Raw genomic sequence first — 25,274 nt, 5'->3', positions numbered from 1 at the left:
ATCTAAGGGATTTCCATGTATTTATGGGTTTGAAGGGAAATGCGCCAGCGGGGGTTTTCTTTGACAAAATCCACGATCTGGGGCATCATTTGTTCGGCTTTCGACCACTCCGGCTGTAGCAACAACTTACAGGAAGGGGCCACCTTTCGGGCCTCGCTTCGTGCAAAATCAAAATCACTTTTGTTATAGACGATCACTTTCAGCTCGTTTGCGATGGTGTAGATTTCAGGAACCGGAGACTTAAATTTCTTGGGTGAAAGGCAAATCCAGTCCAGGTCACCGGAATACGGATGAGCTCCCGAGGTTTCCAGGTTGGTGGTAAACCCTTTCTCCTTTAATCCCTGGGTCAGCGGTCCCAGGGCGTACATCAATGGCTCACCCCCGGTAATCACCGCCAGCCTTGCCGGATAGGCATCGGCCTCCGCGACGATTTGATCGATTTCTACCAGCGGCCATTTGCCGGCTTCCCAGGAATCTTTTACGTCGCACCATACACAGCCCACGTCACAACCGCCGAGCCGGATAAAATACGCCGGCTGACCGGAATAGGTCCCCTCTCCCTGTATGGTATAAAAGGCTTCCATCAATGGCAATGCTTGTCCTTCCCGGACCCTACTAGCTGCTTCTACGTTCATAATTTTTGATTGAGCGGGTAATTGAACCGCTGATTGAACAAAAGAGAAAATACCCGTCAGCCGTACACCTTGCCCTGCGCGGCTAGAAGGGTATTGGACAACAAGGAGGCGATGGTCATGGGCCCCACCCCACCGGGAACCGGCGTGATGGCGGAGGCCTTGGGCGCCACTTCTTCGAAATTCACGTCCCCTACCAAACGGAACCCGCTCTTCCTCGATGCATCCGGAATCCGATGAATCCCCACATCGATCACCACCGCACCTTCCTTCACCATGTCCCCGGTCACAAAACCCGCTTTGCCAATGGCGACAATCAGAATGTCTGCCGACTGCGCGATCTCGCGTAGGTTTTGGGTCCGGCTATGGGTCAGAGTCACGGTACAATTGCCCGGATAGCCATTCCTACCCATCAGTATGCTCATGGGAGACCCGACAATATGACTTCTACCGATCACCACGCAATGCTTGCCGGAGGTTTCGATCTCGTACCGCTTGATCAACTCCACGATCCCGTTCGGAGTGGCCGAAATATACGCCGGCCAGCCCAGGGTCATTCTGCCCACATTGGCTGGCGTGAAGCCGTCTACGTCTTTTTCCGGACGGATTTTGGCCGTGACCTTTTCAACGGAAATGTGTTTTGGCAGGGGCAACTGCACGATGAGTCCATCGATCTCCGGGTCTTCGTTGATCTTATCTACCGCTGCCAGCAGCGCTTCTTCCGACACGCTCTCCTCCATGCGGACCAAGGTCGATTCGAAACCGACCTGCTCGCAGGCCTTTACCTTGGCTCCCACGTAGGTCTGACTGGCCCCGTCATTGCCTACCAAAATGGCGGCCAGGTGCGGGGCCCGCATCCCTTTTTTTTTCATTTCCGCTACCTCAACGGATAGTTCGTCTTTTATTGTGGCGGAAACTGCTTTTCCGTCGATTTTTAGAAATCCTTCTTTTTTATCCATTTGTGCTCATTTTGTGCGACCGCTGCCGGGTATTGCAACGCTTCTCGCCGGGCAAACTATCGCAAGATTCGCCTATATCCCCCGGCAACCCGCAGCCTATCGTCTATCTAATCCAGTTTGAGTACCGCCATAAAGGCTTCCTGAGGCACTTCCACATTGCCTACCTGCCGCATCCGCTTCTTCCCTTTTTTCTGCTTTTCCAATAATTTTCGTTTTCGGGATATATCGCCCCCGTAACACTTCGCCAATACATTTTTTCGCAGTGCCTTGACCGTTTCCCGGGCAATCACCTTGCTACCGATAGCCGCTTGAATGGCGATTTCAAACATCTGCCGCGGCACCAATTCTTTCAACTTTTCGCAAAGCCGTTTTCCCCATTCGTAGGCCTTGTCCCGGTGAACAATGGCAGACAGGGCATCGACTGGCTCTCCATTCAGCATCACATCCAGGCGGACCATGTGCGACTGCCGAAAGCCGATCAGTTCGTAATCCAGGGAAGCATAGCCCCGGGAAATGGTTTTCAGTTTGTCAAAAAAGTCGAAGACAATTTCTACCAGGGGCATGTCAAAGGACAACTCTACCCGGTCGGAAGTCAGGTAGACCTGATTTTTGATCTGCCCTCGCTTGTCCATGCATAGCTGTATGACCGGCCCTACGTAATCGGCCGCGGTAATGATGGCTACCTTTACATACGGTTCCTCGATGTGCTTGAACAAATTGGGTTCGGGCATATCGGAGGGGGCATTCACCGTACGGTATTCGTTATTGTTCATAAGGGCCCGGAACTGCACCGAAGGCACCGTGGTGATGACCGTCATGTCAAATTCACGCTCCAGGCGTTCCTGGATGATTTCCATGTGCAACATTCCCAGAAAGCCACACCGGAAGCCAAAACCCAGGGCCGCCGACGTTTCCGGCTCCCAGACCAGTGAGGCGTCGTTTAGCTGCAGTTTCTCCATGGAGGCCCGCAGCTCTTCAAAGTCGGTGGTGTCTACCGGATAAATCCCGGCAAATACCATGGGCTTCACGTTTTCGAATCCCTGTACGGTGGTACTGCAGGGCCGCTTCACGTGGGTGATGGTATCCCCTACCTTGACCTCTTTGGCTACTTTGATGCCCGATACCAGGTAGCCCACATTACCTGCCTTTAGCTGTGGCTGTGGTTTTTGCTGGATGCCCAGGATGCCAATTTCATCTGCTTCGTATTCTTTGCCGGTGTTGACGAATTTGATCCGGTCGCCCTTATTGATGGTGCCGTTAAAAATACGAAACAGCACCTCCACGCCGCGGAACGGGTTGTATACCGAGTCAAAAATCATGGCTTGCAGGGGGCCTTCTTCGTCTCCGGTTGGTGCCGGTATTTTTTCCACCACAGCATTCAGGATAGCCTCAATACCGATCCCTTCCTTGCCTGAAGCCAGGATAATGTCTTCCCGCTTGCAGCCAATGAGTTCCATCACCTCGTCGGCCACCACCTCCGGCTGGGCTCCGGGCAGGTCAATTTTATTGAGCACGGGGATGATTTCCAGGTCATGGCCGATAGCCAGGTAGAGGTTGGAAATGGTCTGGGCTTCAATGCCCTGCGAGGCATCGACGATCAGCAGCGCGCCCTCGCAGGCGGCAATGGAACGGGATACCTCGTAGGAGAAATCCACGTGTCCCGGGGTATCAATCAGATTAAGGGTATACTCCTCTCCCTGATAGGGATATTTCATCTGGATGGCATGGGACTTAATGGTAATGCCCCGTTCTCGTTCCAGGTCCATACTGTCCAGAAGCTGGTCTTGCATTTCCCGGTCGGTCACCGTATTGGTGAATTGCAGCAGCCTGTCGGCAAGGGTACTTTTGCCATGGTCGATATGGGCAATGATACAGAAATTTCTTATTTTTTGCATGTTCATACTGGGTGCAAAATTAGTAAATCCCCGGCGTTTTTATAGGTTTTGCTGATTTTAATTAGAAGTAGCCCTTTCTTTGGGTTCACCACGGATTCGCACAGATTTTCACGGATTCTTTTGGTGCCAGGACTGATCCATTTTTTCTTTTATTTATCTGTGTTAATCTGTGATGCATCCTTTTTTTTTCACCACGGATTCGCACAGATTCTCACAGATTTTTTAGGTACCAGGATTGATCTCTCGAGCTGGGTGTAGATTGCATCTACATCCCTTTTATCCTTTTATTTACGCCAGTGAGGCATTTGCAATGCCGGGTCCATGGACAGAACGTTAGGAAAATCATTTCTGAAAGCGAGTGCGTTTAGCCATTGCTAATGGCTTTTGGGTGGTTCCTAATTGTTTATAACTCCGAAGATAGTACCGCCACCCATTCTTTAATCTGTGTTAATCTGAGTAATCTGTGGTGCAACCCTTTTTTTTAACCACAGATTCGCACAGATTTTCACGGATTTTTTAGGTTTCAGAATTAATCCCTCGAGTGGGTGTAGATTGTATCTATATCACTCTTATACTATTTAATTTACGTAAGCGAGGCATTTGCACAGAATGTTTGGAAAATCATTCCTGAAAGCGATTACGTTTAGCCATTGCAAATGGCTTTTGGGTGGTTTCCTAATTGTTTATGGCTCCGAAGAAGGTACTGCCACCCATTCGTTAATCTGTGTTAATCTGAGTAATCTGTGGTGCAACTTTTTTCAACACGGATTCGCACCGGTTTTCACAGATTTTTTTAGCCTCCAAAATTGACCCGATTTCTTACTTTTTATCCGAGTTACTATGCGTATCCTGTGGTGAATCTTTTTCGCTCGTACCGGATTATCCCCGATTAGCCGAGTGATCGGCGGTACCAGCATCTCGCAGGTTGGATTTGTTTGCAGAATCGCAGATATTTGAAAGTCAGTGGAACGCCGCTCGGTAAAAAGACCAGTATCCAATCGGATTTCTGGTCCCCAATCCATTGAAAGCAGGGCCGAGAAATCACAAACGATGCGAAGAAATACCGGAATTTAATGAATAGATATGCTTTTCTCTGCGTGGCAGCCACCCTGTTCTTTTGTGGCAGCCTGCTTTCGGGGTCGATTCCCAAAGACCTGCCCAAACGAGGAAAGGTGACGGTCTCTCCCAACCGAACCCTTACCTGGGAGGATTTTAAACAGGTGGATGTCATCCGGGGCAAAAGCAGCATCAATGCCATTTGCCTCAGCACCTGCGAGGTGGAGATCCTGAAGGTCCATACCTACCCCGACCACATACAGCTGGAAATCAATGCCAAAATCCAGCTGCAAAAGGACCTGTCTCAGGTGAGCCGGGATTTTCTAAGCCGCTCGGATGAGGCCACCAAAAAACAGGTATTGCACCACGAAAACGGTCATTTTGCCATCGCCCAGATCATTGGGTACCGCATTGTCCGGGATGTAAACGGCCGGGCATTTGATCCCGGTCAATACAAAGCCCAGCTGAACGGCATCATCCGGGAAAACTTCAAAGACTGGAAAAGACTGGACTCTCAATACGATGCCCAAACCACCAAACCCCGAAATGCCGACGCGCAAAAGCGTTGGGATGCATTTTTTACCTCAGAGCTGCTGGACCTACGGCAGACGATCTACCCCTAAGCCATGAAATCGAGCATGACGAGAACGTCACCCAGTGGGATGATTATAAAGCATGCAAGATTCCATGTGGCTACTCAAAAACAATTATAAACACATGAAATCGATTGCCGAAAAAAAGAAAAACGAGCACCTGATCGAATACATCCTGTACCTGTACCGCATGGAAGACCTTATCCGCGCCTATGGATTCAACAGGGAAGACCTGGAGCAGTATGTATTGACGCACAAGAACGTAAGCCCGCAAGACCGGACCGAAAGCAAAGCCTGGCTGGCCGAACTGGCCGATGGGATGAAACGGGCCGGAATTGAAGAAAAAGGCCACCTACCCGAGGTGCAGGTCCTGGTGGATCGGCTGGCAAACTTTCACTGGAAATTACTCAAACGGGACCCGGACTACCTGGCCCTCTACCGAAAGGCGCAGCCTCACCTACTCTCCTTACTTGCGGACCTTACCGAAGAAAATCCCGGTCACGAAATTCAGATTTTTATCCATACGCTCTACGGATTGTTGCTGAGCAAATTAACCGGTAAAAAAGCCCCTGAATCCATTTTGGCCGCCGCCGCCCGATTTGGGGAAGTGCTTTCTTACCTGGATGCGCACTTTCGGGCTTCCGAACAAGCCTGAGACTAGGACTCACTGGCCCCCATCCCAATACTCGTACACACTGTGGTAGCAGTCATTTGCCTGCACGTGATCCAGGAATGCCTGGTAAAATGGATGGGTACCGATGGTGGCACTATCCCCCAAAACGATGAGCTTGCGCTTTGCCCGGGTGAGTGCCACGTTCATCCTTCGCGTATCGCTTAAGAAGCCAATCTCTCCCTGGGGATTGGAGCGGGTAAGGCTGATCAGCATGATGTCCTTTTCCTGACCCTGAAAGCCGTCTACAGTCTGAATGGAAATGGCGTCTCGCTTTTGTTTCAAAAACACCCATTCGGGATTTTCGTCCAAATACTGCCGAAGCAACCGCACCTGCGCACTGTACGGGGCTATCAGCCCGATTTCCCAATCCCGCTCAGCATTGGCCTTCCAACCGATTTTTCGCATCAGATTGGTTAGCAAGGTCAGAAGCATCTGTGCCTCTTCCTTGTTGCCGGTGCTGAGGGTTTCCCGATCCTGAAATTCTGTAAAACCACTGCCCGCCGTATCGATGAATTCCATCACCGGTTCTTCCGGGCGCAGGTAATGCGAAAGCGTATTGGGAGCTGCCTGTAAAGCCTTTCCGTAGAAGACCGCATTTGGAAAAGACATGATGCCTGCTGGCATTCGGTATTGAATGGTAAGCATGTGGGAGGCCTGGGGATGCCTGGCAATGGCCTTCTCAAAAAGGGTATGCCGCAGACCTTCGGCCGCTTTTCGGGATTTGATGGTCGGGGGAAGCTGGCAGTGATCGCCGGCCATCACCAGCTTATCGGCGATTAAAAGGGGAATCCAGGCGGCAGGTTCCAGCGCCTGTGCAGCCTCGTCCATAAACACAATCGGAAAGGTTTTCCCTTTGAGCAAGGATGACGCAGCCCCTACCAGGGTACAGGCGATTACCTGACTGGAAGCCAGGAGGTCCTGCTGCATGTAGTCGTGCAGCTGCCGCGCCTCTCCAAAACACCTCCGGGCTTCTTCCATGTGTTGGTTTCGCTTGTCCCGTTCGGCTGCACCAAAATTCCGCTTGAATTTTTGTGCCGATCGTTTCAAAGCCTCCCCGGATTTTTTCAGGTTTTTATAGATCTTGTAGGAAGGATGGCTGAGAGTTTTTGCATCCAGCGTTTGCAGGATCAGGTTTTCGTCGACCCTGGAAGGGTGCCCAAGGCGAAGCACCTGCAGGTCCTCGGCGACGAGCTTTTCCACCAGCACGTCCACTGCAGCATTGCTGGGCGCACAGACCATTACCTGGGCATGCGTGCGGGACGCCTGTAAGACGGCCCGTACCAAGGTGGTCGTCTTGCCCGTTCCCGGAGGCCCGTGTACAACGGCGAGGTCCCGGGCCTTCTGAATGAGCAACAATGCCTTGTTTTGGCTTTCGTTGAGACCGAATTCTTCCGGAGCGGAACCATCGGAAAAGACCGGCACCTCCTCACCAAGCAGTACATCCCGAAGGCGGGCAAGACGGCCATCGGCTACCCGAATTACCTGCTCCATGGCTTGTTCCATGGCTTTGTAGGAAGATTCGTCAAAAAGGAGTTCCGCGCCAAGTTTTCCCTCGTGTATCCAGTCCGGCAACTGTTCGGTGTGAAGGCTCAGGGTCATCTTGTTTCGCTTTACGCCGTTGACCACCCCGTTCACAAATTTCTTCCGACGGTCGTTTTCTCCGGCATTGGAAAAAAAGCTGATGGATTTGCCAGACTGAAATGCGTGGGATTGGGAAATTTCTGCGGTGCTGATCTCTACGACGAGCTGATCCGAAAAAGCCCACCTGACTTTGAGCAAATCCACTGGATACCAACACATTCCGGAGGCTACCTTTTCTTTGAGCGACTTTCGGTAGGTAAGGTTTCGGAATTGATCCCGGTCTTCCTGCCGCTCCAGCTGCAAAAGTTTAGTAGTATATGCTAATTCTTCCCTTATATTTGCCATTTCAATTTTTCCTTTTTTGACAGGCAAAGATTAAGAAAATCATTCTATTAACCAGTAAAAAATAGTTGAAGATCAGGTGAATTTTCTTGCGCATGCATATTTATCCTTCAATGATCCTAAGGTATTGGTGGGGAATTTTATCGGGGATTTTGTCAGGGGAAACCTGGAGGAGCAGTTTGCAGCGGAAATCGTGACGGGAATTTTACTCCACCGGGAGATCGACGCATTTACGGACAGCCACCCCCTGGTGAAAAAAACCCAGGAGCTGCTCAAACCGAATTTCGGCAGGTATTCACTGGTCATCACTGACATGTTTTTCGATCATTTCTTGTCGCGAAACTGGAACGACTACGACGAACGGAGCATTCAGGAATTTACCAGGTGGGTATACGAGGTAATTGAAGCGAACGAAGCGATCCTGCCCCAAAAATTTCTGGCACCGTTTACCTACATGAAACGGGAAAATTGGCTGGCGGCCTACGGCACCATGGAAGGGATACAACGTTCGTTCACCGGGCTTTCGTACCGGACGACCTTTCCTTCCAACATGGAACGTGCCCCCGCATTTCTCCGGGCCCACTACGCCTTTTTTGAGGGAAGTTTCAAACAATTTTTTGAGGAATTGATTGTTTTTTCAAAGGACAAACTGAACCAACTGCGGCAGGAAGATGATTCACTGTAAACCCAAAAAAAGCACCTACCTGATTCTAAGCCTGATTGTTCTGGCGCTAACGGCCGGGCTGGCTTTTTTGCTGAACGATTTCTACCGAAGCCGGGAATTTCCGCTGCTTTTTTACCTGATCGGAAGCAGTTTACTGACCGTCGTGCTGCTATTGATCCTGGTAAAGATGATGGCGGGATACAAGTTTTTGGCAGCCGGAAAGGAGCAAATTGTGCTTTGGATGCCGCTCAAAGGACAACGAAGAACCTATTCCATACAGGAACTGCTTGCCTGGCAGGAAGAAGAAGTAACCGCCAATCAGCGCGCCTTCAAGCAACTAATCCTGGTTTTTTCCGACAAATACTCTTTTTCCCTGAGCAATCAGGAACACCTTGGCTACGAGGAATTAAAAAAGTACCTGTACCGAAAAGCAGCCAAAAAGCGGGTAAAACCCTGATTTTAAGACACCGCTCCTAGGGCTTCCAGTCAAAGCCATCCATTTCTTCCAGGCAGGCGCGTAGCAGCCGGATGCTTCCGGCCACGTCTGCTTTATTGGCCATTTCGATCACCTGATGCAGGTGTCGGGTGGGGATAGAGATCGCACCTGCAATGGCCCCCTGCTTTCCCATTCGCTGCACACCGGCTGTATCGGTACCGCCCGCCGTCAGTATTTCGGTTTGAAAGGGGATGTTGTTCTTGCTGGCCGTTTCTTTCATAAATTGCACCATCCGGTAGTCACAAATGGCGGAAGAATCCATGATTTTGATGGCAGTTCCCTTGCCCAGTTCGGTGATTTTCTCGTGCGCCGCCGCTCCGGGCAGATCAAAAGCGATGGTGGTATCCAGTGCAATCCCAAAATCCGGATTGATGTGGTGGGCGGATACCTGCGCTCCCCGCAGTCCCACCTCTTCCTGCACGGTAAAAGTGGCGTACACGTCATAAGCGGGCGACTCCAATTCCCGGAGTGTCTCCAGTAGGATAAAAACAGCGATTCGGTTATCAATGGATTTGCAATTCACGCAATTACCCATTTCCACCAATTCCCGCTCCCGGGTAATGGGATCGCCTACTTGTACCCATTTTTCTACCTCGGCCTTGTCCATACCCAGGTCGATGAAATAGTCGGTAAGCTTGGGCAGTTTGGTTTTTTCTTCGGAGGTCATCACGTGAATGGGCTTGCTTCCCATTACCCCGATCAGGTCTTTTTTACCGTGAATAAGCACCCGCTGAGCGGTCAATGTCTTGGGATCAAAGCCACCCAGGGGGTGAAACCGCAAAAAGCCATTTTCGTCGATATGGGTAACGATAAAACCGATTTCGTCCATGTGGGCCGCCACCATCACCCGCTTGTTTTCGGGGTTCCGCTTGCCTTTCTTGACCGCGATCACGTTGCCCAGATTATCGACCGTCAGATCATCCACCAGGCCCCTTACTTCGGATAGAATGAAATCGCGGATTCTTTTCTCAAATCCGGGTGCCCCCGGCAACTCACAGATTTGCTTTAGTAACGCTACGTTTATCATTCGCTGTGTTTTTATGATTAATAGGCCCGGATCACTTTGCCTTCCATGTAGTTGACAAAGGCCTTATTCACCACGCGCATGCCGCCCTCTGTGGGAAAATCTCCGGTGAAGTACCAATCGCCCCGGTGGGCAGGACAGGAGAGGTGCAGGTTTTGCACGGTCTGGTAAATCACGTGAACCTCGGCCTCGATGCTCTCCGAGGTGATGATTTCAGCAATTTTATCGGAAATCTCCTGGTCGGAAAAGGGTTCGTAGATGGCTTTGACAAAATTCTCCTCGGCGTCCGGATTGGCGATGCATTGATCGTACACCTGATCCAACACGTACTCCATGTCCCGTTGGCGGAGTAGCTCCACTACCGCCCGGAAAGCGACAAAATCCCGCATTCGGGACATGTCGATGCCGTAACAGTCCGGAAACCGGATTTGAGGAGCGGAAGAAACGATAATGATCCGTTTGGGTTTCAGTTTGTCCAGGGTAGTCAGAATGCTTTTTTCGAGCGTGGTGCCCCTGACAATGCTGTCGTCTATCACCACAATGGTATCGACCCCGGAGCGAATCACCTCGTAGGTCGTATCGTACACGTTGGACACCATCACGTCCCGGTCGGAATCATTGGTAATAAAGGTTCTCAACTTCACGTCCTTGCTGACCAACTTTTCCACCCGGGGCCGGAAATTCAGCAGGTCCTCCAGGTCTTCCAGATGGGGTTTTCCCTCGATCAGAATTTCCCTTCTTTTGGCACTTAGGTAGTCTTCCAGCCCCTCGATCATGCCGTAGTAGGCCGTTTCCGCCGTATTGGGTATGTAGGAGAAAACCGTGTTCTTCAAATCAAAATCGATGCCTTTGAGAATTTGGGGGACAAGCGCCCGCCCCAGATTTTTACGCTCCCGGTAGATATCGGGATCCGTCCCCCTGGAAAAATAGATCCGCTCAAAACTGCAGCTCTTTTTCTCGCGAGGCGGGATAATTTCGTGCTCCGCATAGGATCCGTCCTTGGAAAAAATTAGGGCGTTACCGGGCTGAATTTCCTTGATTTGCTGGTAATCGATGTTAAAAGCGGTTTTTATGGGGGGTTTTTCGGAAGCCACGACGATGATCTCTTCGTCCGCATAGTAATAGGCAGGGCGAATGCCACTCGGGTCCCGGACAACAAATCCCGCCCCATTTCCAACCAAACCGGCCATGGCATAGCCCCCGTCAAAATCCCGGCAGCTTCTGCGTAGGATCCTGGCCACATCCAATTCCTGTTCGATCACCTCCGTAATCTCCCGGTTGGTGAATTGCCCTTTGTATTTGTCAAAAATGCGCTGGTTTTCCTCGTCCAAAAAATGGCCGATTTTTTCCATCACCGTGACCGTGTCGGTCTTTTCTTTGGGGTGCTGCCCAAGTTTGACCAGGTTGTCGAAGAGCTCCTCCACGTTGGTCATGTTAAAATTTCCCGCCATCACCAGGTTTCGGCTGCGCCAGTTGTTTTGTTTCAAAAACGGGTGGCAGGTTTCGATGCTGTTTTGGCCGTGGGTTCCGTACCGGAGGTGGCCCAGCCAGACTTCCCCCGAAAAAGCGGTGTGCTCCTTGATCCAGGAGGCATCCATCAAGTCTTCCTCGCTGCCGGCTTTCTTCGACTTTTTGTATTTTTTATTTATTTTCTGAAAAATTTTGGTGACCGCTTCGGATTCCACCGAACGGTACCTGCTAATATACCGGGTACCGGGGGGGGTATTGATTTTTATATTGGCGATTCCTGCACCGTCCTGGCCCCTATTGATCTGCTTTTGCATCAGCACATACAGCCGATTGGCTGCATAAAAGGGCGTTTTGTATTTGTCAATGTAATACTGTAACGGTTTCCTTAGCCGGATCAGGGCAATCCCACATTCGTGTTTGATCTGGTCACTCATAGTCTACTGGCGGCGTGAATGAAAGAACAAAGTTAATCCTTTTTTTAGGAATAAAATTCCGAATGCTACCAAACTTAATTAAAAAACTATAAAAATAGCACGCGTGTCGCCAAGGTAAAAAACGCTATTTTTCGGGAAAAAACTACTCCCATAGCGGATATTTTTGCAATCGGATTTGTTTGCCAAAGAATAGTTTGGTCGTCTCCTCAAAGGACACCGTGTAATCGGACACCAAAAACCGGTCATCGGAGCCGGATTGGGATTTTGCCAGGAGCTGATGGTAGCCCAGAAAAGCCGCCACCGATTTTGCGACCGTTTCCGATGCGTCGATCAGGTCTACCTTTCCGTCATAATATTCCCGGATTTGCTTCTTGATCAACGGGTAATGGGTGCAGCCCAAAACCAGGGCCTCGATATCCGCCAGGACCTCCTGAGAAAGGTAGGAGGCGACAATTTCTTTGCTGATATTTTCCAGGTGAAAGCCCTCTTCGATCATGGGTGCCAGCAAGGGAGTTGCCAGGGACTTAAGTTGAATGCCGGCATTCAGGGCGTTGATTTTTTGCAGGTATACCCCCGAACCAACGGTTTGTTTGGTACCAATAAGCCCCACTATCTGTCCCGCATGGTTTTCCCGGAGGTAGTCCACCACCGGATCGATCACATTCACCACGTGTGCTTTTGACGCCACGTAGGCTTTGACCAGTTCGTAGGCGGCTGCCGAAGCCGAATTGCAGGCAATAAGGATCAATTTACAGTTTTGCTGCAACAGCACGTCCGCGATCTTTACGGAGTACGCTTGAATGGCAGCCGTACTTTTGTCCCCATAGGGCAAGTGGGCGGTGTCGCCAAAGTATATGAGTTGTTCGTCGGGGAGGATTTTTTTTACCTCCCGGGCTACGGTCAACCCCCCGATGCCACTATCAAAAATCCCTATTGGTGCCTGTGCTTTTGTGCCCATTGCCTACATGCAAATTCGTTAACGCTAGTCCAAGCAGAATTATTTTGAAACAAAACGGCCGGGATTCCCTCCCTTCGACGAAAAATACCCGGATTTCAGGTTGCCTTTTCTTTTGTTAGGGAATCCAGGTTCAATTTCATTTAAAAAATTCCCTCATTGAAATAAAACCCCCGGATTCACGCATCCGGGGATCTGCAAGCGAAGAGTTAACATTTATTTAAACTGGGACAAAGATACAAAAGATTTCTGTAGGCACAACGGGTACAGGACTGCATCAACATGGGTAGTTATTACACAGATGTATACCCTACCCGCTTCGGAGGGGGTGAAATAGAAAATGGCACAATTCCTGCATATCCCTTCCTAAGAAAAAATAAAACATGAAGCAGCAAGTTATTTTTCGGATTGGCCTACTGTCGGTACCGGTGTTGGTTATCCTGGTCCTACTCAGCGGTATGCTGAAAACGAACACACCTGCGGGCAACCAAAAGGAGCAGCAACGCGTATACATATCTGATGAAGCGGACACGCTAACCATCGCTGCAGAAGATCTGCCGGCCTCCGTAAAAAACGTGATTCAGACCGACAGCCTTATCAACGACCTCAAAATTACGGCCGTACGAAAAATATCTCAGAAAAACGATAACTACTACGACGTATGGTTTCTGGACAGTGATAACTTCAATATCATGGTAGTGTACAACAAAGACGGAATGATCATCAATCAGTAATTGACACGAAATACAGCTAAGCCAACGATTACCAAAAAGCACTGATTGCGAAGTCGGTGCTTTTCCTTTATATTTATCCATATTTGGCTGACTACCCATGGCAAAAATCCTTTTGATCGAAGATGACCTCACCTATTCAAAAATTATCAAAAATTTTTTGGAGAAAAACGGCTATGAAATAAACAGCTGCACGAAAGTGGCGGAGGGCTTACAAGCGTTCGAAAAAAACAAGGCCGATCTGATCATCACCGATTACCGGCTTCCGGATGGCACCGGAATGGAGGTACTGGATCAGGTAATAGGTAATTACCCAGACACACCGGTCATACTGATCACCAACTATTCGGACATCCGCACCGCGGTAAAATCGATGAAAATGGGGGCGTTTGAGTACATCACCAAACCCATCAACCCGGATGAGCTACTGCTTACGGTAAGACAAGCATTAAAAAAGGAAACCAAACGGCCTGACCCGGTTTCACCGAATAGACCTGCGCCTGCCCGGACCGACGCCGTGGACCTAAGCTATCAGATTGGGAACAGTAGCGGCGCCTTACAAATCGAGAAACACATCGAGTTGGTCGCGCCCACCGATTTGAGCATCATCGTGCTGGGCGAAAGTGGCACCGGCAAAGAGTACATTTCCAAACGAATCCACCAGAAATCGAAACGAGCCAAGGGCCCTTTTGTGGCGGTTGACTGTGGTGCCCTTTCCCGGGAACTAGCAGGAAGTGAATTGTTCGGGCACGTAAAAGGTGCCTTTACCGGGGCCATTGATCACAAGACCGGACATTTCGAGAACGCAAACGGGGGCACGATTTTTTTGGATGAGATTGGAAACCTAAGCTACGAAATTCAAATCAAACTTCTTCGCGCAATACAGGAACGCCAAATACGCAAAATCGGCGGTAATAGAGACATCTCAGTTGATGTACGCATCATCGCCGCAACCAACGAAGACCTACAGGAACTGGCCAAATCGGGGCAATTCCGGGAGGACCTCTTTCACCGGCTTAATGAATTCAGCATTACAGCGCAGCCGCTTCGCGAAAGAAGGGAAGACCTTCCGTTTTTTGCCAGGCTTTTTCTGGAAAAAAGCAACGAGAGCCTGGAGCGTAACGTGACTGGATTCAGTCCGGACGTGGAAAAAATATTTGGGGAATACCACTGGCCAGGTAATCTCCGGGAACTCAAAAACATCATTCGAAGGGCCGTTTTGCTTACGGGTGAAGGGGAGGTTAAAAAAGAGGTGATTCCTTCCGAGTTATTGGACCGGGAAGACCTCCCCACCAAAGACATCCATTCGGCCACTGACTTGAAGTTCTCCTTCGAGGAACAGGAAAAGTCCCTGATCCTCAAAACGCTGGAGGAAATGAAATTTAATAAGTCAAAGACGGCAAAAATGCTCAATATGGATCGAAAAACCCTGTACAATAAATTGGAGAAATACGGGTTGGATTAATCCGCAAGGGCGTAGCCAAATCGCTCTGCCAGGTCTTCCAGCAAGTCGTTGATTTTTTCTGTTAACTCCCAGACCAGCTCCTGAATCTTCTCTGTCTTTCCGATTTTTAACTCGGATTCGATGGCCTTCGCAATGCTTCTTTCCTTGATCTTTAGCTGCCCAAGCCTGCTGGATAGCTGGTGCGCAATGGCCTGAATTTTCTCGTAATCGCCTTCGTCCACCGCCTTGTTGATCCGAATCAAATCCAATCCAGTCTGGGTATAAAACCCTTCCAGGATATCTTTAAACAAATCCTCGTCCCCCATGCAGAACTTTTTGATGTCCGAGAGATCGTAACCTCCTTTTTCCTCGGTTCCTTCGATTCGATACGGGTTTGGAGCAGCAGGCCCTGCTTCCACCTGTACCACTTCTTTTTGCCTGGGGGCCTGGGTTTGCCGCAGACAAGCGGTGATTTTTTCAATCAGCTGCGACTCGTTGAATGGTTTCAACAAAACCCCTTCGAAGCCTTCCTTTACCAGGCTTTCTCTCTCCCTGGCAAACACATTAGCCGTCATCGCAAGAACCGGCATGTTGCGGTACTTCGGAATACCCTTGATCCGGCCGAGCACCTGATAGCCGTCCACTTCGGGCATTTGGATGTCCAGCAGGGCCAGGTCAAAATCCGCTTCTACAAAATTTTCTTCAAACTCCAATCCCCCGGTATAGGCGATCACCTCCGCTCCGCTATTTCGCAGCAGCAAGCTGGCGAATTTCAACCCCATCTCATCGTCATCGACCAGCAGGATACGCAGGCCCTCCATCCGGTCCAGTTGAACCCGGGGAATCTCGATTTCCTCCTTTTTATCAAGTAGGGTGGTCGGCAAAGAAACGATAAATTGGCTTCCTGTTCCCGGTTTACTGATAACATCGATTTTCCCTTCCTGCAGATCAACGAGTCGCTTCACAATGGCGAGCCCCAACCCGGTTCCCCCGTACTTTCGGGAAATACTTCCATCACCCTGACTGAACTCTTTGAACAGGTTTTGCTGCAAGTGCTGCGACATGCCGGTTCCGGTATCGCATACCTGCAACACGAGGCGACTGTTCTTTTTCTCGAAATAGACCCGAAGCAGTACCTTTCCGGAATCGGTAAATTTAATGGCATTGGAAAGTAAGTTCGTGAGGACTTGATTGATTCGTAGCTCATCTCCAAGAAAAAAGGTGCCTCTGGGAAGCAAGATGGAAAAATCCAGGGCAATTCCTTTCTCCAGCGCCTTTTGCCGGAAAAACGAATGCTGGTTTTTGAAGAAAGGCAAGGGATCGATGATTGCTTTTTCGATTTTGATCTTCCCGGCTTCAAGCTTGGAGAAATCCAGGATATCGTTGACGATACCCAAGAGGGTTCCTGAGGCAAAGTGAATCATTTTCACAAATTCCTGCTGATCGGAATCCAATGGCGTCTTGGACAAGGCGTCGTTGTACCCCTGAATCACGTGTAGGGGATTGCGGATTTCGTGACTCATACTGGCCAGGAAATCTTGCTTGGTCCTGGCAAGATTATCCGACCTTTGCTTGGCTTCTGCCAATTTCTCCTGGTAGGTTTCCGATTTTTTTATCTCCCGAACAATACTGAAAATAAAACCGGAAGAACCGATCACACCAACAACTATAAGTAGCCCTAAAAGAAACGAAAGCTTATACGTGAGCGCATAGGCCGATTCGTTTTCGGCTTTGGACTGGAGCAGGGCTTCGTCCTGCAGCGATGCAACGATGTGCTGAATATTAATGATCAACGACCTGTTTTTTTCGTTGAGTTCCTGTTCGAGTTCACGTAGTCTGGATCGGAGAAATTGCTCCTCATTATTGATGTCGAGGACCATTTGCCGGACGGCGTAGATGATGGAGTCGGATCCGGAGAGGGGCTGCGCATTTTCCGGGTTGACGCGGTTCAAATTTAGCCGAAGCATGCCCAGGATTTTTTCCATATCCTGTTTTCCGCCGGCTGCCAGAAGCCCACTGGAAACTTGCTCCTTGTTGGTTTTACTGGTTTTTTCATCATTGGATTTACTTTCCGAAACGGGCCCGGCATTGATTCCAATCCGAATTTTTCCCAAACTTTGCAGGCGGCTTAGTTCTTCCTTCCGCTTTATTTTCCGCTCTATATTGTTGAGGGCCTCCTTACTGAAATTCCGGGTGTATAAGCTTTTTTTGACTTCTTCCAAGCCCTTGTAGACCACCATCAGTTCGTTGACGCTGTAATTGATTCGCTTCACCTGGTTCAGTTCGGCCGAGTCGGCCACCATCGCTCCCAGTCCTTGAATCTCCTGCTGGATTTGCTGGTAGTAATTCACATTCTCCGAGGAGTCGTTTTCACTTTGAGAGAAAACACTTCTGGACTTATCCAATTGGTAGATATCTGCCAGTAATTTATTGAGGTTGCGCAGCTTCTCATTGGGTTCGGCCAGGGATTCTACCGATTCCAACAGTTGCTTGACGCTGTAAATGGTTAGTACACCGGCCCCTACGATCAGGCAGATTGCCAGAAAGAACCCCAGTATTACTTTAATTCTTGCGTTGAATTTCATATAAATGGTTCATTTTATACGTACCGATGACCTTTGTCGAACTACAGCGCTTAAATGTAACCATAAATTGCAGATTTTTATATTTAACCCGTTGAAAATGAACCTGTTTTTCAGCTACAACTCGGCTAGCTCCGGGAAGCCGAAGTTAGCCGGGAAGCCGGTCATCTTCCCCAACTTGCTGGACTTCTTTGCGTTGGGTAATGGATTCAAATACATGGTAGATGGCATAGTAGGTGACGGGAACGGACACAACCAATCCCATGCCAAAAAGCAAAGCCCCGGCAATATTCAAAACGGCGAGTAACAAGCCGAAAACGAAGAATTTCACCCATTGCTTGTGTATAATTCGCCGGCTGTATTCCAGGGAATTCCAAAAATCCAATCCCGCAAAGATGCTGATCAGCACCCCAAACATATAGGCCACCATTAGGTAAATGCCTGGGATAACCAACGCCAAAATCCCCAAAACGGTCAAAAACTGACCGACAATCCACACGAGTATCACGGGAATGTAATACCCAAATCCTTTGAAAAAATCCGGGTAAATCACGGGTTCGTTGAGGCTTACTTTGTTCGCCACCAGGTAGAATCCGGCAAACAACGGACCCGCCAGAAACAGGGAGAATACAAATAGAAAATCCTGGGCATAGGCCATGAAAAAAAACTGGATGGCCAGGATGAGTAAGGTGAAGGAAACGGAATAGATCTTGACTTTCTTGAAGGTTTCCCAACCTTGTATAAATGCCTGTTTGATGTCAAAATCAAACGTATCTGCGATGATTGCCTCCAGGTGGTTTTTATCCATTTTTTTAACTAAGTCGCGTTAGATAGTATCTTTATCGGGTGATTGCTTCCAATATATCGTGCTTGGTAATGATGTGAACGCGATGCGCTTCATCCCGCACCAAAACGGCTTTTTCTTTTTCGACCATGGAGGAAAGTACGTCCAATGTACTGTCCAGGGCTACAAAGTGCATGGAGTCCTCCATAACCTGATCCACGGTGGCATCTTTGAGTTCGGGGTTTTCGATTATTTTCAGCAGCAACTTATTGTCCGTCAGGCTTCCTACCACCTGACCTTCCTCCATAACCGGGATTTGGGAAACGCTTTTCTCGTTCATTAGGGCAATGGCATCTTTGATCGTATCCGACTTGTGTACAACCACCAGTTGGTACGCATCGCTTCTGCCAAGCACGATATCCCGGGCTGTTCCGTAGGTCTTGTCCTCCAGGAAGCCGTGATTTCGCATCCAATCGTCGTTATACACTTTGCCCAGGTAGCGGGTACCGTGGTCGGGCAGCAAGATGACCATGACATCCCCCGCTACCAGGTGTGCTCGGGCATATTCCAGAGCACCGTGAACGGCCGACCCGCAGGACCAGCCCACGAATAATCCCTCTTCCCGGGAAAGCCGGCGGGTCATCACGGCAGCGTCTTTGTCGGTGACCTTTATGAATTGGTCGATGACGGAAAAATCGACGTTTTTGGGCAAAATATCTTCGCCTATCCCCTCTGTCAGGTAAGGATACACCTCGTTTTGGTCAAACTCCCCCGTCTCCTTGTATTTTTTAAATACCGAGCCATAGGTATCGATACCAACGGACACTATTCCCTCTTTTTGCTCTTTCAGAAAACGGGAAGTCCCGGACATGGAACCGCCGGTTCCAACCCCGGCAGCAAAGTGCGTGATGGTCCCTTCGGTATCCCGCCAGATTTCCGGCCCGGTAGTCTCGTAATGGGCCTTCCAATTGGAAAGGTTGTCATACTGATTGGGATAAAACGAATTGGGGATATCCTTGTTTAGTTTTCTCGCAACCGAATAATACGAGCGAGGATCGTCCGGGGCAACATTCGTAGGGCATACGATCACTTCCGCTCCCACTGCCTTCAAAATATCAATCTTTTCGCCGGATTGCTTGTCGGCCATGGTAAAGATGCATTTATAGCCTTTGGCAATCGCTGCCAGGGCCAGGCCCATTCCGGTATTGCCGCTGGTACCTTCGATGATGGTGCCTCCCGGCTTAAGAATCCCTTCCTTCTCGGCATCTTCCACCATTTTTATGGCCATGCGGTCTTTCATGGAATTACCCGGATTAAAATACTCGACTTTCACCAGTATTTCTCCTGCAATCCCCTTATTTAAGGTATTTAACCGGACCAAGGGGGTGTTTCCGATGGTTTCGATGATGGAATTGTAAATCATGCCTTCTGGTTTATTTTTTGATCAATTTACGAAAAACAGCGCAAGAAGGTACGCGACCCTGTCCTGCGTCCGGGACTACCCGCTCGCTATTATTTTTGCCCGGCCAGCAAATACAATACGGCCATGCGAATGGCAACGCCGTTTTCTACCTGCTGCAGGATGATGGAATGCTCGGAGTCTGCCACGTCGGAGTTGAGCTCCACTCCCCGATTAATGGGGCCGGGATGCATGATAACGATTTCCTTATCCAGGCGGTTTAGTAATTTTTTATTGATCCCATAGTACAGGGAGTATTCCCTTAGGGAAGGGAAATACTTGATTTGTTGCCGCTCCAGTTGAATCCGCAATACGTTGGCCACATCGCACCATTGGAGTGCCTGGAAGACGTCGTGCTCCACCTGCACGCCGAGCTCCCGAATGTACCTGGGTAGCAAGGTAGCCGGCCCACAGACCATCACCTCCGCCCCTAGTTTTTGCAGGCAGAAGATGTTCGACAGGGCAACTCGCGAGTGCAGGATATCGCCAATAATGGCTACCTTCTTGCCGGCTACCTCTCCGAGCTTCTCCCGGATAGAAAAGGCATCGAGCAGGGCCTGGGTGGGGTGTTCGTGGGTACCGTCGCCGGCATTCACAATGCTAGCCTGAATATGCCGGGAAAGAAAATGGGGAGCGCCGGGACTGGAATGACGCAGGACCACCATGTCCACCTTCATGGCCAGAATGTTATTCACTGTGTCGATCAGGGTTTCCCCTTTTTTTACGGAACTGCTGCCCGATGCAAAATTCACCACATCGGCAGAAAGCCTTTTCTCGGCCAACTCGAAGGACAATTTGGTTCGTGTAGAATTTTCAAAAAACACATTGGCAATGGTAATGTCGCGCAACGAGGGCACTTTCTTGATGGGACGGTTGAGTACGGCTTTAAAGTTGTCTGCTGTTTCAAAAATCAACCCAATATCCGCCGGGCTGAGGTTTTCTATACCTAATAAATGTCTGGTGCTGAGCTGCTGCATGGGTGCTAGTTATGTTCCTTTTCCGTGATCCAAATGGCGTCTTCAGGAAATCCCTGTGATTGCCATTCCACACTTACGTACTGACTTTCGAGAGTATTGACCTGCCGCCCAAAATAATCCGGCTGAATGGGGAAGTCGCGGGTATACTTTCTGTCGATCAACACCATCAACTCTACCTTTTGGGGCCTTCCAAAAGCAATCATCGCATCCATGGCAGCCCGGGCCGACCGCCCTTTGTAGAGCACGTCGTCTACCAAAATGACCTTTCTATTTTCTATCAAAAAATCAATTTTCGTTTCGTTTGCTCGCAGCGGCAAATCCCTTCTGCGGAAGTCATCCCGATGAAAGGTGGCATCCAGGTAACCGAAGCGAAGGCTTAGTTGACGGATTTCCTGCATGCGCTGAATGATCCGGTCCAGCACCAGGGCACCTCTCGGTTGAAGTCCCAGCAACACCGTATTTTCGAAATCATCGTGATTCTCTATCAATTGGTAACAAAACCGGCTGATGGTGATGGATAGCTGCTTTTGGTCAAGAACGAGTCGCTTTTGCATGATCGAAATTTGAGGCAAATATAGGAAATATTTGCGTGAGGCGGTCCGGCTTACATGAAATCGTCGACTTTAATTTTGGTGAAAAAGTTGACATCCCTGGTTTGAACCCGGCCATCTTCGGCTTGGTACCGAATCCGTTGTTTGCCGCTGAGCAAGTAATATTCGGCGTACCACCACTGCAACTGCAGGGTGTTTTCCTTTGTACTGGCAATGCGTTCGTTTTCCCGGATTAGCTCAATTTCAAATGGCTCGTTTTCCATAACCAGCTCCCCGTCCTTAATCTGACTTAGGATCAGGCTGGTTTCGTCCAGGTACATGTAGAAGAGATTTCTCCCGTTAAAACTCACTTCCCCATACTTGATCGGTTCGGCTTTACTGTCACTGTCCAGGTTCACGGTATTGTCCCAGATGATCCTCCCATTTTCGTCCAGTAAGATAAACTGGGCAGCCAGGTATTTGTACTGATTACTTACTTGGGTGTTACGAAACCGGGGGTCCATCCATAGTGGATTAAACAGGCCCCCGTACCCACCCATCATGGGATTAAGTCGGTAAAAATTACTGGCGTACATGCCGTCTCTGGGGATGGCTCTGGAAGAAGAGGAGATAAAATGATCGTTGTACACCAGGTAGTAGCCATCCGCAGCGTTGATTTCCCGGGTCACCACCACATTCCGGATCGGGATGTTTTGGTCACGGTTAAGGCTTCTTTCCACCTTTCTGAGCTTTCTTTCGCGGGCTTTCTCCGGCAAGTAATTGTAGAAGTTCTCAAAATCGGGTACGGTGTAAAAGGTGTTTTCGTATTCCCCAAATTCGTTGATCCGGGTAAAATACAATCCCTGATAGGCCTCCTTTCGCCGAAGCCCGTAGGGACCAATAAGCGCCTGCTTGTAATTATGCGAGGAGGTCAGCAAGCCCTCCACGATCTCCATGGAAGGATCTCCCAAATCATCAATTTTCACCTCCCGAAGCTTGTTGCCGTTAGTGTCGAAGGTGAGCACCGATACGATCTTTTTCTTGTAAAAATCACGCCGGCTCATGACCACGTCGAAGACGTTCAGGTCTGGGTCTTTTCTCATTTGCAGGATTCGTGCGTCTTTTTCAAACAGTCCAGGTACCGTTATCACCTCCTGGCTCGCAATGTCAAAAACCTGTATCACCGGCCGGAAATCGTATTTACCCATGAATACAGCCTGCTTGTTAAATACCAGAAAATCCTGTAGCTCCATTTCCAGAATGCTGTTGAGCTCCAATTCCCGCAACTGCTGGTTTTCCAGGTTGATTTCAAAAATCGCCATTTCCGAATCGTACTGCGAGCCCTTATTAAAAAGCACGTACAAAAACTCCTTGTCCAGGTCGAATCCAACCAACTCGTAATACCCGTCCAGGGTAATGAGTCGGGTAGCTTCCGACCGCAATTGAAAGTCCGAAACCAGGTATTGGAATTTATCCTTCCTACCATAGGGTGTATCTGATTTCATCCGGAATGCCACCATTCCTCCTTCTCTAGGTAACACGAAAAAGTCATCGTCCCCCCAATCGGTATCCACTTCCAACCGCTGGGTAAACTGTACCTGGGCCTCGACCGTTTCGAAAAAAAGCAGCAACCCGAAAAAGGCTATGTATAACGGCATTTTGCTCATAACTGGTGAATTTTTTTTGCGTTCAAGCAGCTTTTTCTGCGATTGCTTAACTTGCTGTGGAAGCCCGTCCGCCCCTCTTACATACACCGATTGTATCAAATTTGTTCAATCACCGAAGGCAATTTCCGATTCCTTTCCGACAGGTGTAAGTGGCTGACCGTGTTTTTTCATTTCTGGCTTAAGTTAAGACTATTGATTTTATTTTAAAACAAATATTATGGACATTTGCAAGGAAGCCATCTGAAACGAAATCATCTTGGATAACAAAGAAATTGTCACGATCCTGCAGTTGACCGTGCAGCTAATGGAGCTGCACGAGGAAAACTCCTTTAAAATCAGGGGGTACCAATCTGCCGTTACCAGCATCGAACGGGAGGGAAAGCCCCTGCAAGACCTTAGCCTTAGCCAATTGCAGGAATTTCCCGGGATTGGAAAAAGCCTTGCGGAAACCATCTCCCGCATCCGGGAAACGGGCTCCCATCCCCTACTCGATACCCTACTGGAAAACACTCCCGATGGCATCCGTGAATTGCTACAAATAAAGGGATTGGGGCCCAAAAAGATCAAAGCCCTATGGAAGGAGCTCGAAATCACCTCCACCCACGAGCTCATGGAAGCCTGTCAGGCGGGGCAGGTAGCTAAACTCAAAGGATTTGGTGAAAAAACCCAGGATAGCATCATACAAAAACTGGAATTTATCGCCGCAAATCAGGGGAAATGGTTGTATGCCGATATCGATGAAGCAGGAGAAACGATTCAGGCGGCCCTGGAAAAAGTGCTGGACCAGGAAATGCTGGCAGCAGTGGGCGAATACGGGAGAATGGCCGAAATTGTAGAAAACGTAACGTTTCTGATCGGAACCAACACGCCCGGAGAAAGCCTGAAAAAAATTGATGCCATCAAGGGCCTGCGGCGGGAAGAGCGATTTTGCAGCCCCTTTCGCTGGCAGGGAGAATGGGAATCCCTGGGTTTGAAGGTCGTCCTTTTGCTAACGGAAAAGAAAGCGTTTGTCCGGCAAAAACTCTTGAAAACGTCCAGCCGATCGCATCTACTGCATCCGGTGGCAGGAGGTGCCACGCTCGGCGAACATTTTTACACGGAAGCGTTCGGCTCCGAGGAGGAGGCCTACGCCGCGGCCGAACTTCCCTATATTCCTGCGTCGCTTCGGGAAGGAAACGGTGAATTGGAATGGGCCCAACAGCATTCCCTGGAGGAGCTGCTTACGGTAGACGACCTAAAAGGCCCGCTGCATAACCATTCTACCTACAGCGATGGAAAAAACAGCCTGAAGGAGCTGGCAGAATACTGCAAAGCGGCCGGATACGAATACCTGGGAATGGCCGATCACAGCCGTTCCGCATTTTACGCGAATGGCCTGGATGAGGACCGGATTCGCCTGCAGCACGAAGAAATCGATCGACTCAACGAAGAACTGGCCCCTTTTCGCATATTCAAGGGGATCGAAAGCGACATTCTGATGGATGGAAGCCTGGATTACGAAGCGGACGTATTGGCTGGTTTTGACTACATCGTGGCCTCCATCCACTCCGGTCTGAGTATGGATATCAAAAAGGCAACGGCGAGGCTCATCCGTGCCATTCAAAATCCCTACACCACCATCCTAGGTCACCCAACGGGCCGCCTGTTGCTTCGCCGGGAGGGCTACCCGATCGATCACCGGGCGGTCATTGATGCCTGCGCCATGCATCAGGTGGTGATCGAAATCAATGCCAATCCCTGGCGGCTGGACCTGGACTGGCGCTGGGTTCGATATGCCATGGATCAGGGAGTGGTGCTCAGCATCAATCCGGATGCCCATGCAAACGAGGGCATTTGGGACATGAAATACGGGGTAATCGTTGGAAGAAAAGGCGGACTAACCAAAGACAGGACACTGAATACAAAATCCGTAGACGAACTGAGCGACTATTTTAAAAAGCGCAAACATAATAAGCCATGAAGGAGACTCCAGACGCCGTAGAACAATTGCTTTCCAGATCATTTCTTGCCGGATTGGTCGGGATTTTGAGTTGCCTCCTGCCACTGGTGCTGTTTGCCATGCAGTGGCCCGGACAAGCCTGGGGAAGTTACCTGACCGGCCTGGGGCTGGCTTTGCAATTGCTGGGACTGAGCCTGGCCGTGCTGGCCCTGCGCAAAAAAAAGCTCGGCGCCATCCAAAAGGAAAAAGCAAAGAAAATGATCCTGGTTTTGGGGGTTTCCTTGCTGTTTTTCATGTTGGTATAGCACCCCTGCAACTCTCTGTTTACGATGCTGACAGCGGGTAAATACTCCGCCTGCTTCCTGTTACCGGCCTTTTCTATCAGAA

At 49.6% G+C, this 25,274-nt stretch carries 21 protein-coding genes; 8 read left to right on the top strand and 13 right to left on the bottom strand.

Features of this window, described 5'->3' with window-relative positions:
- Window positions 1-2: 2 nt before the first annotated feature.
- The 3 genes from BMW71_RS21555 to lepA all read right to left on the bottom strand — a co-directional run bounded on the left by BMW71_RS21555 (window position 3) and on the right by lepA (window position 3,492).
- Window positions 3-635 (bottom strand): 7-carboxy-7-deazaguanine synthase QueE, encoded by a 633-nt coding sequence (locus BMW71_RS21555; RefSeq protein ID WP_092178606.1) that lies wholly within the window; start codon window positions 633-635, stop codon window positions 3-5.
- A 56-nt stretch (window positions 636-691) separates the two neighbouring features.
- Window positions 692-1,591, bottom strand: coding sequence for a bifunctional 5,10-methylenetetrahydrofolate dehydrogenase/5,10-methenyltetrahydrofolate cyclohydrolase (locus BMW71_RS21550; RefSeq protein ID WP_092178605.1), 900 nt, complete (start codon window positions 1,589-1,591; stop codon window positions 692-694).
- A 107-nt stretch (window positions 1,592-1,698) separates the two neighbouring features.
- On the bottom strand, window positions 1,699-3,492 hold the full coding sequence (lepA, locus tag BMW71_RS21545) for a translation elongation factor 4 (protein WP_092178604.1): 1,794 nt from the start codon (window positions 3,490-3,492) through the stop codon (window positions 1,699-1,701).
- A gap of 1,067 nt (window positions 3,493-4,559) precedes the next feature.
- Between lepA and BMW71_RS21540 the strand changes: the two genes are divergently transcribed.
- Together BMW71_RS21540 and BMW71_RS21535 are read left to right on the top strand one after the other, a co-directional pair.
- Window positions 4,560-5,165 carry a DUF922 domain-containing protein gene (locus BMW71_RS21540; protein WP_244891262.1) on the top strand — a complete coding sequence of 202 codons (606 nt, stop codon included), beginning with the start codon at window positions 4,560-4,562 and terminating at the stop codon, window positions 5,163-5,165.
- A 94-nt stretch (window positions 5,166-5,259) separates the two neighbouring features.
- The gene (locus BMW71_RS21535) at window positions 5,260-5,790 is read left to right on the top strand and encodes a DUF4924 family protein (protein ID WP_092178630.1); all 531 of its coding nucleotides are present in this window, start codon (window positions 5,260-5,262) and stop codon (window positions 5,788-5,790) included.
- 9 nt (window positions 5,791-5,799) lie between these two features.
- On the opposite strand, the gene BMW71_RS21530 is transcribed toward BMW71_RS21535, so the two are convergent.
- Window positions 5,800-7,734 (bottom strand): AAA domain-containing protein, encoded by a 1,935-nt coding sequence (locus BMW71_RS21530; RefSeq protein WP_092178629.1) that lies wholly within the window; start codon window positions 7,732-7,734, stop codon window positions 5,800-5,802.
- A 76-nt stretch (window positions 7,735-7,810) separates the two neighbouring features.
- Here BMW71_RS21530 and BMW71_RS21525 point away from each other — a divergent pair, with 76 nt between their 5' ends.
- Together BMW71_RS21525 and BMW71_RS21520 are read left to right on the top strand one after the other, a co-directional pair.
- Window positions 7,811-8,416, top strand: coding sequence for an acyl carrier protein phosphodiesterase (locus BMW71_RS21525; protein WP_092178603.1), 606 nt, complete (start codon window positions 7,811-7,813; stop codon window positions 8,414-8,416).
- Window positions 8,403-8,852, top strand: coding sequence for a hypothetical protein (locus tag BMW71_RS21520; protein ID WP_092178602.1), 450 nt, complete (start codon window positions 8,403-8,405; stop codon window positions 8,850-8,852). The genes BMW71_RS21525 and BMW71_RS21520 overlap by 14 nt, the downstream gene beginning before the upstream one ends.
- A 16-nt stretch (window positions 8,853-8,868) precedes the next feature.
- On the opposite strand, the gene BMW71_RS21515 is transcribed toward BMW71_RS21520, so the two are convergent.
- From BMW71_RS21515 to murI, 3 genes are all read right to left on the bottom strand, one after another.
- A complete protein-coding gene (locus tag BMW71_RS21515) occupies window positions 8,869-9,918 on the bottom strand; it encodes a M42 family metallopeptidase (RefSeq protein WP_092178601.1) in 1,050 nt (349 codons plus the stop codon).
- 17 nt (window positions 9,919-9,935) lie between these two features.
- The gene (locus BMW71_RS21510) at window positions 9,936-11,819 is read right to left on the bottom strand and encodes an amidophosphoribosyltransferase (protein ID WP_092178600.1); all 1,884 of its coding nucleotides are present in this window, start codon (window positions 11,817-11,819) and stop codon (window positions 9,936-9,938) included.
- A gap of 142 nt (window positions 11,820-11,961) precedes the next feature.
- Entirely contained in the window at window positions 11,962-12,777 is an 816-nt protein-coding gene (gene murI / locus BMW71_RS21505; protein ID WP_092178599.1) for a glutamate racemase, read from the bottom strand.
- Between the two features lie 380 nt (window positions 12,778-13,157).
- Here murI and BMW71_RS21500 point away from each other — a divergent pair, with 380 nt between their 5' ends.
- A complete protein-coding gene (locus BMW71_RS21500) occupies window positions 13,158-13,508 on the top strand; it encodes a hypothetical protein (RefSeq protein ID WP_092178598.1) in 351 nt (116 codons plus the stop codon).
- 97 nt (window positions 13,509-13,605) lie between these two features.
- Window positions 13,606-14,970, top strand: a complete 1,365-nt coding sequence (locus BMW71_RS21495; protein ID WP_092178597.1) for a sigma-54-dependent transcriptional regulator — start codon at window positions 13,606-13,608, stop codon at window positions 14,968-14,970.
- Here BMW71_RS21495 and BMW71_RS21490 read toward each other — a convergent pair.
- From BMW71_RS21490 to BMW71_RS21465, 6 genes are all read right to left on the bottom strand, one after another.
- Entirely contained in the window at window positions 14,967-17,534 is a 2,568-nt protein-coding gene (locus tag BMW71_RS21490) for a hybrid sensor histidine kinase/response regulator (protein ID WP_092178596.1), read from the bottom strand. The two genes, BMW71_RS21495 and BMW71_RS21490, sit on opposite strands and share 4 nt — an antisense overlap.
- Before the next feature lie 145 nt (window positions 17,535-17,679).
- Window positions 17,680-18,339, bottom strand: a complete 660-nt coding sequence (locus tag BMW71_RS21485) for a DUF2189 domain-containing protein (protein WP_092178595.1) — start codon at window positions 18,337-18,339, stop codon at window positions 17,680-17,682.
- Window positions 18,340-18,370: 31 nt separating this feature from the next.
- Window positions 18,371-19,738, bottom strand: a complete 1,368-nt coding sequence (locus BMW71_RS21480; RefSeq protein WP_092178594.1) for a pyridoxal-phosphate dependent enzyme — start codon at window positions 19,736-19,738, stop codon at window positions 18,371-18,373.
- Window positions 19,739-19,827: 89 nt separating this feature from the next.
- Window positions 19,828-20,751, bottom strand: coding sequence for an aspartate carbamoyltransferase catalytic subunit (locus BMW71_RS21475; protein WP_092178593.1), 924 nt, complete (start codon window positions 20,749-20,751; stop codon window positions 19,828-19,830).
- Window positions 20,752-20,756: 5 nt separating this feature from the next.
- Entirely contained in the window at window positions 20,757-21,305 is a 549-nt protein-coding gene (gene pyrR, locus BMW71_RS21470; protein ID WP_092178592.1) for a bifunctional pyr operon transcriptional regulator/uracil phosphoribosyltransferase PyrR, read from the bottom strand.
- Between the two features lie 50 nt (window positions 21,306-21,355).
- On the bottom strand, window positions 21,356-22,948 hold the full coding sequence (locus BMW71_RS21465; protein ID WP_092178628.1) for a transcriptional regulator: 1,593 nt from the start codon (window positions 22,946-22,948) through the stop codon (window positions 21,356-21,358).
- A gap of 256 nt (window positions 22,949-23,204) precedes the next feature.
- Between BMW71_RS21465 and BMW71_RS21460 the strand changes: the two genes are divergently transcribed.
- Together BMW71_RS21460 and BMW71_RS21455 are read left to right on the top strand one after the other, a co-directional pair.
- Window positions 23,205-24,908: a helix-hairpin-helix domain-containing protein gene (locus BMW71_RS21460; protein ID WP_092178591.1), complete on the top strand. Its 1,704-nt coding sequence runs from the start codon at window positions 23,205-23,207 to the stop codon at window positions 24,906-24,908.
- Window positions 24,905-25,192, top strand: coding sequence for a hypothetical protein (locus BMW71_RS21455; protein WP_092178590.1), 288 nt, complete (start codon window positions 24,905-24,907; stop codon window positions 25,190-25,192). Before BMW71_RS21460 ends, BMW71_RS21455 begins: the two co-directional genes overlap by 4 nt.
- Window positions 25,193-25,274: the final 82 nt, after the last annotated feature.

Source organism: Cyclobacterium xiamenense (genome assembly GCF_900109255.1).
Lineage (GTDB): Bacteria > Bacteroidota > Bacteroidia > Cytophagales > Cyclobacteriaceae > Cyclobacterium > Cyclobacterium xiamenense.
Note: the sequence above shows the minus strand (reverse complement) of the source record. Positions and strands in the feature narration are given on the sequence as shown.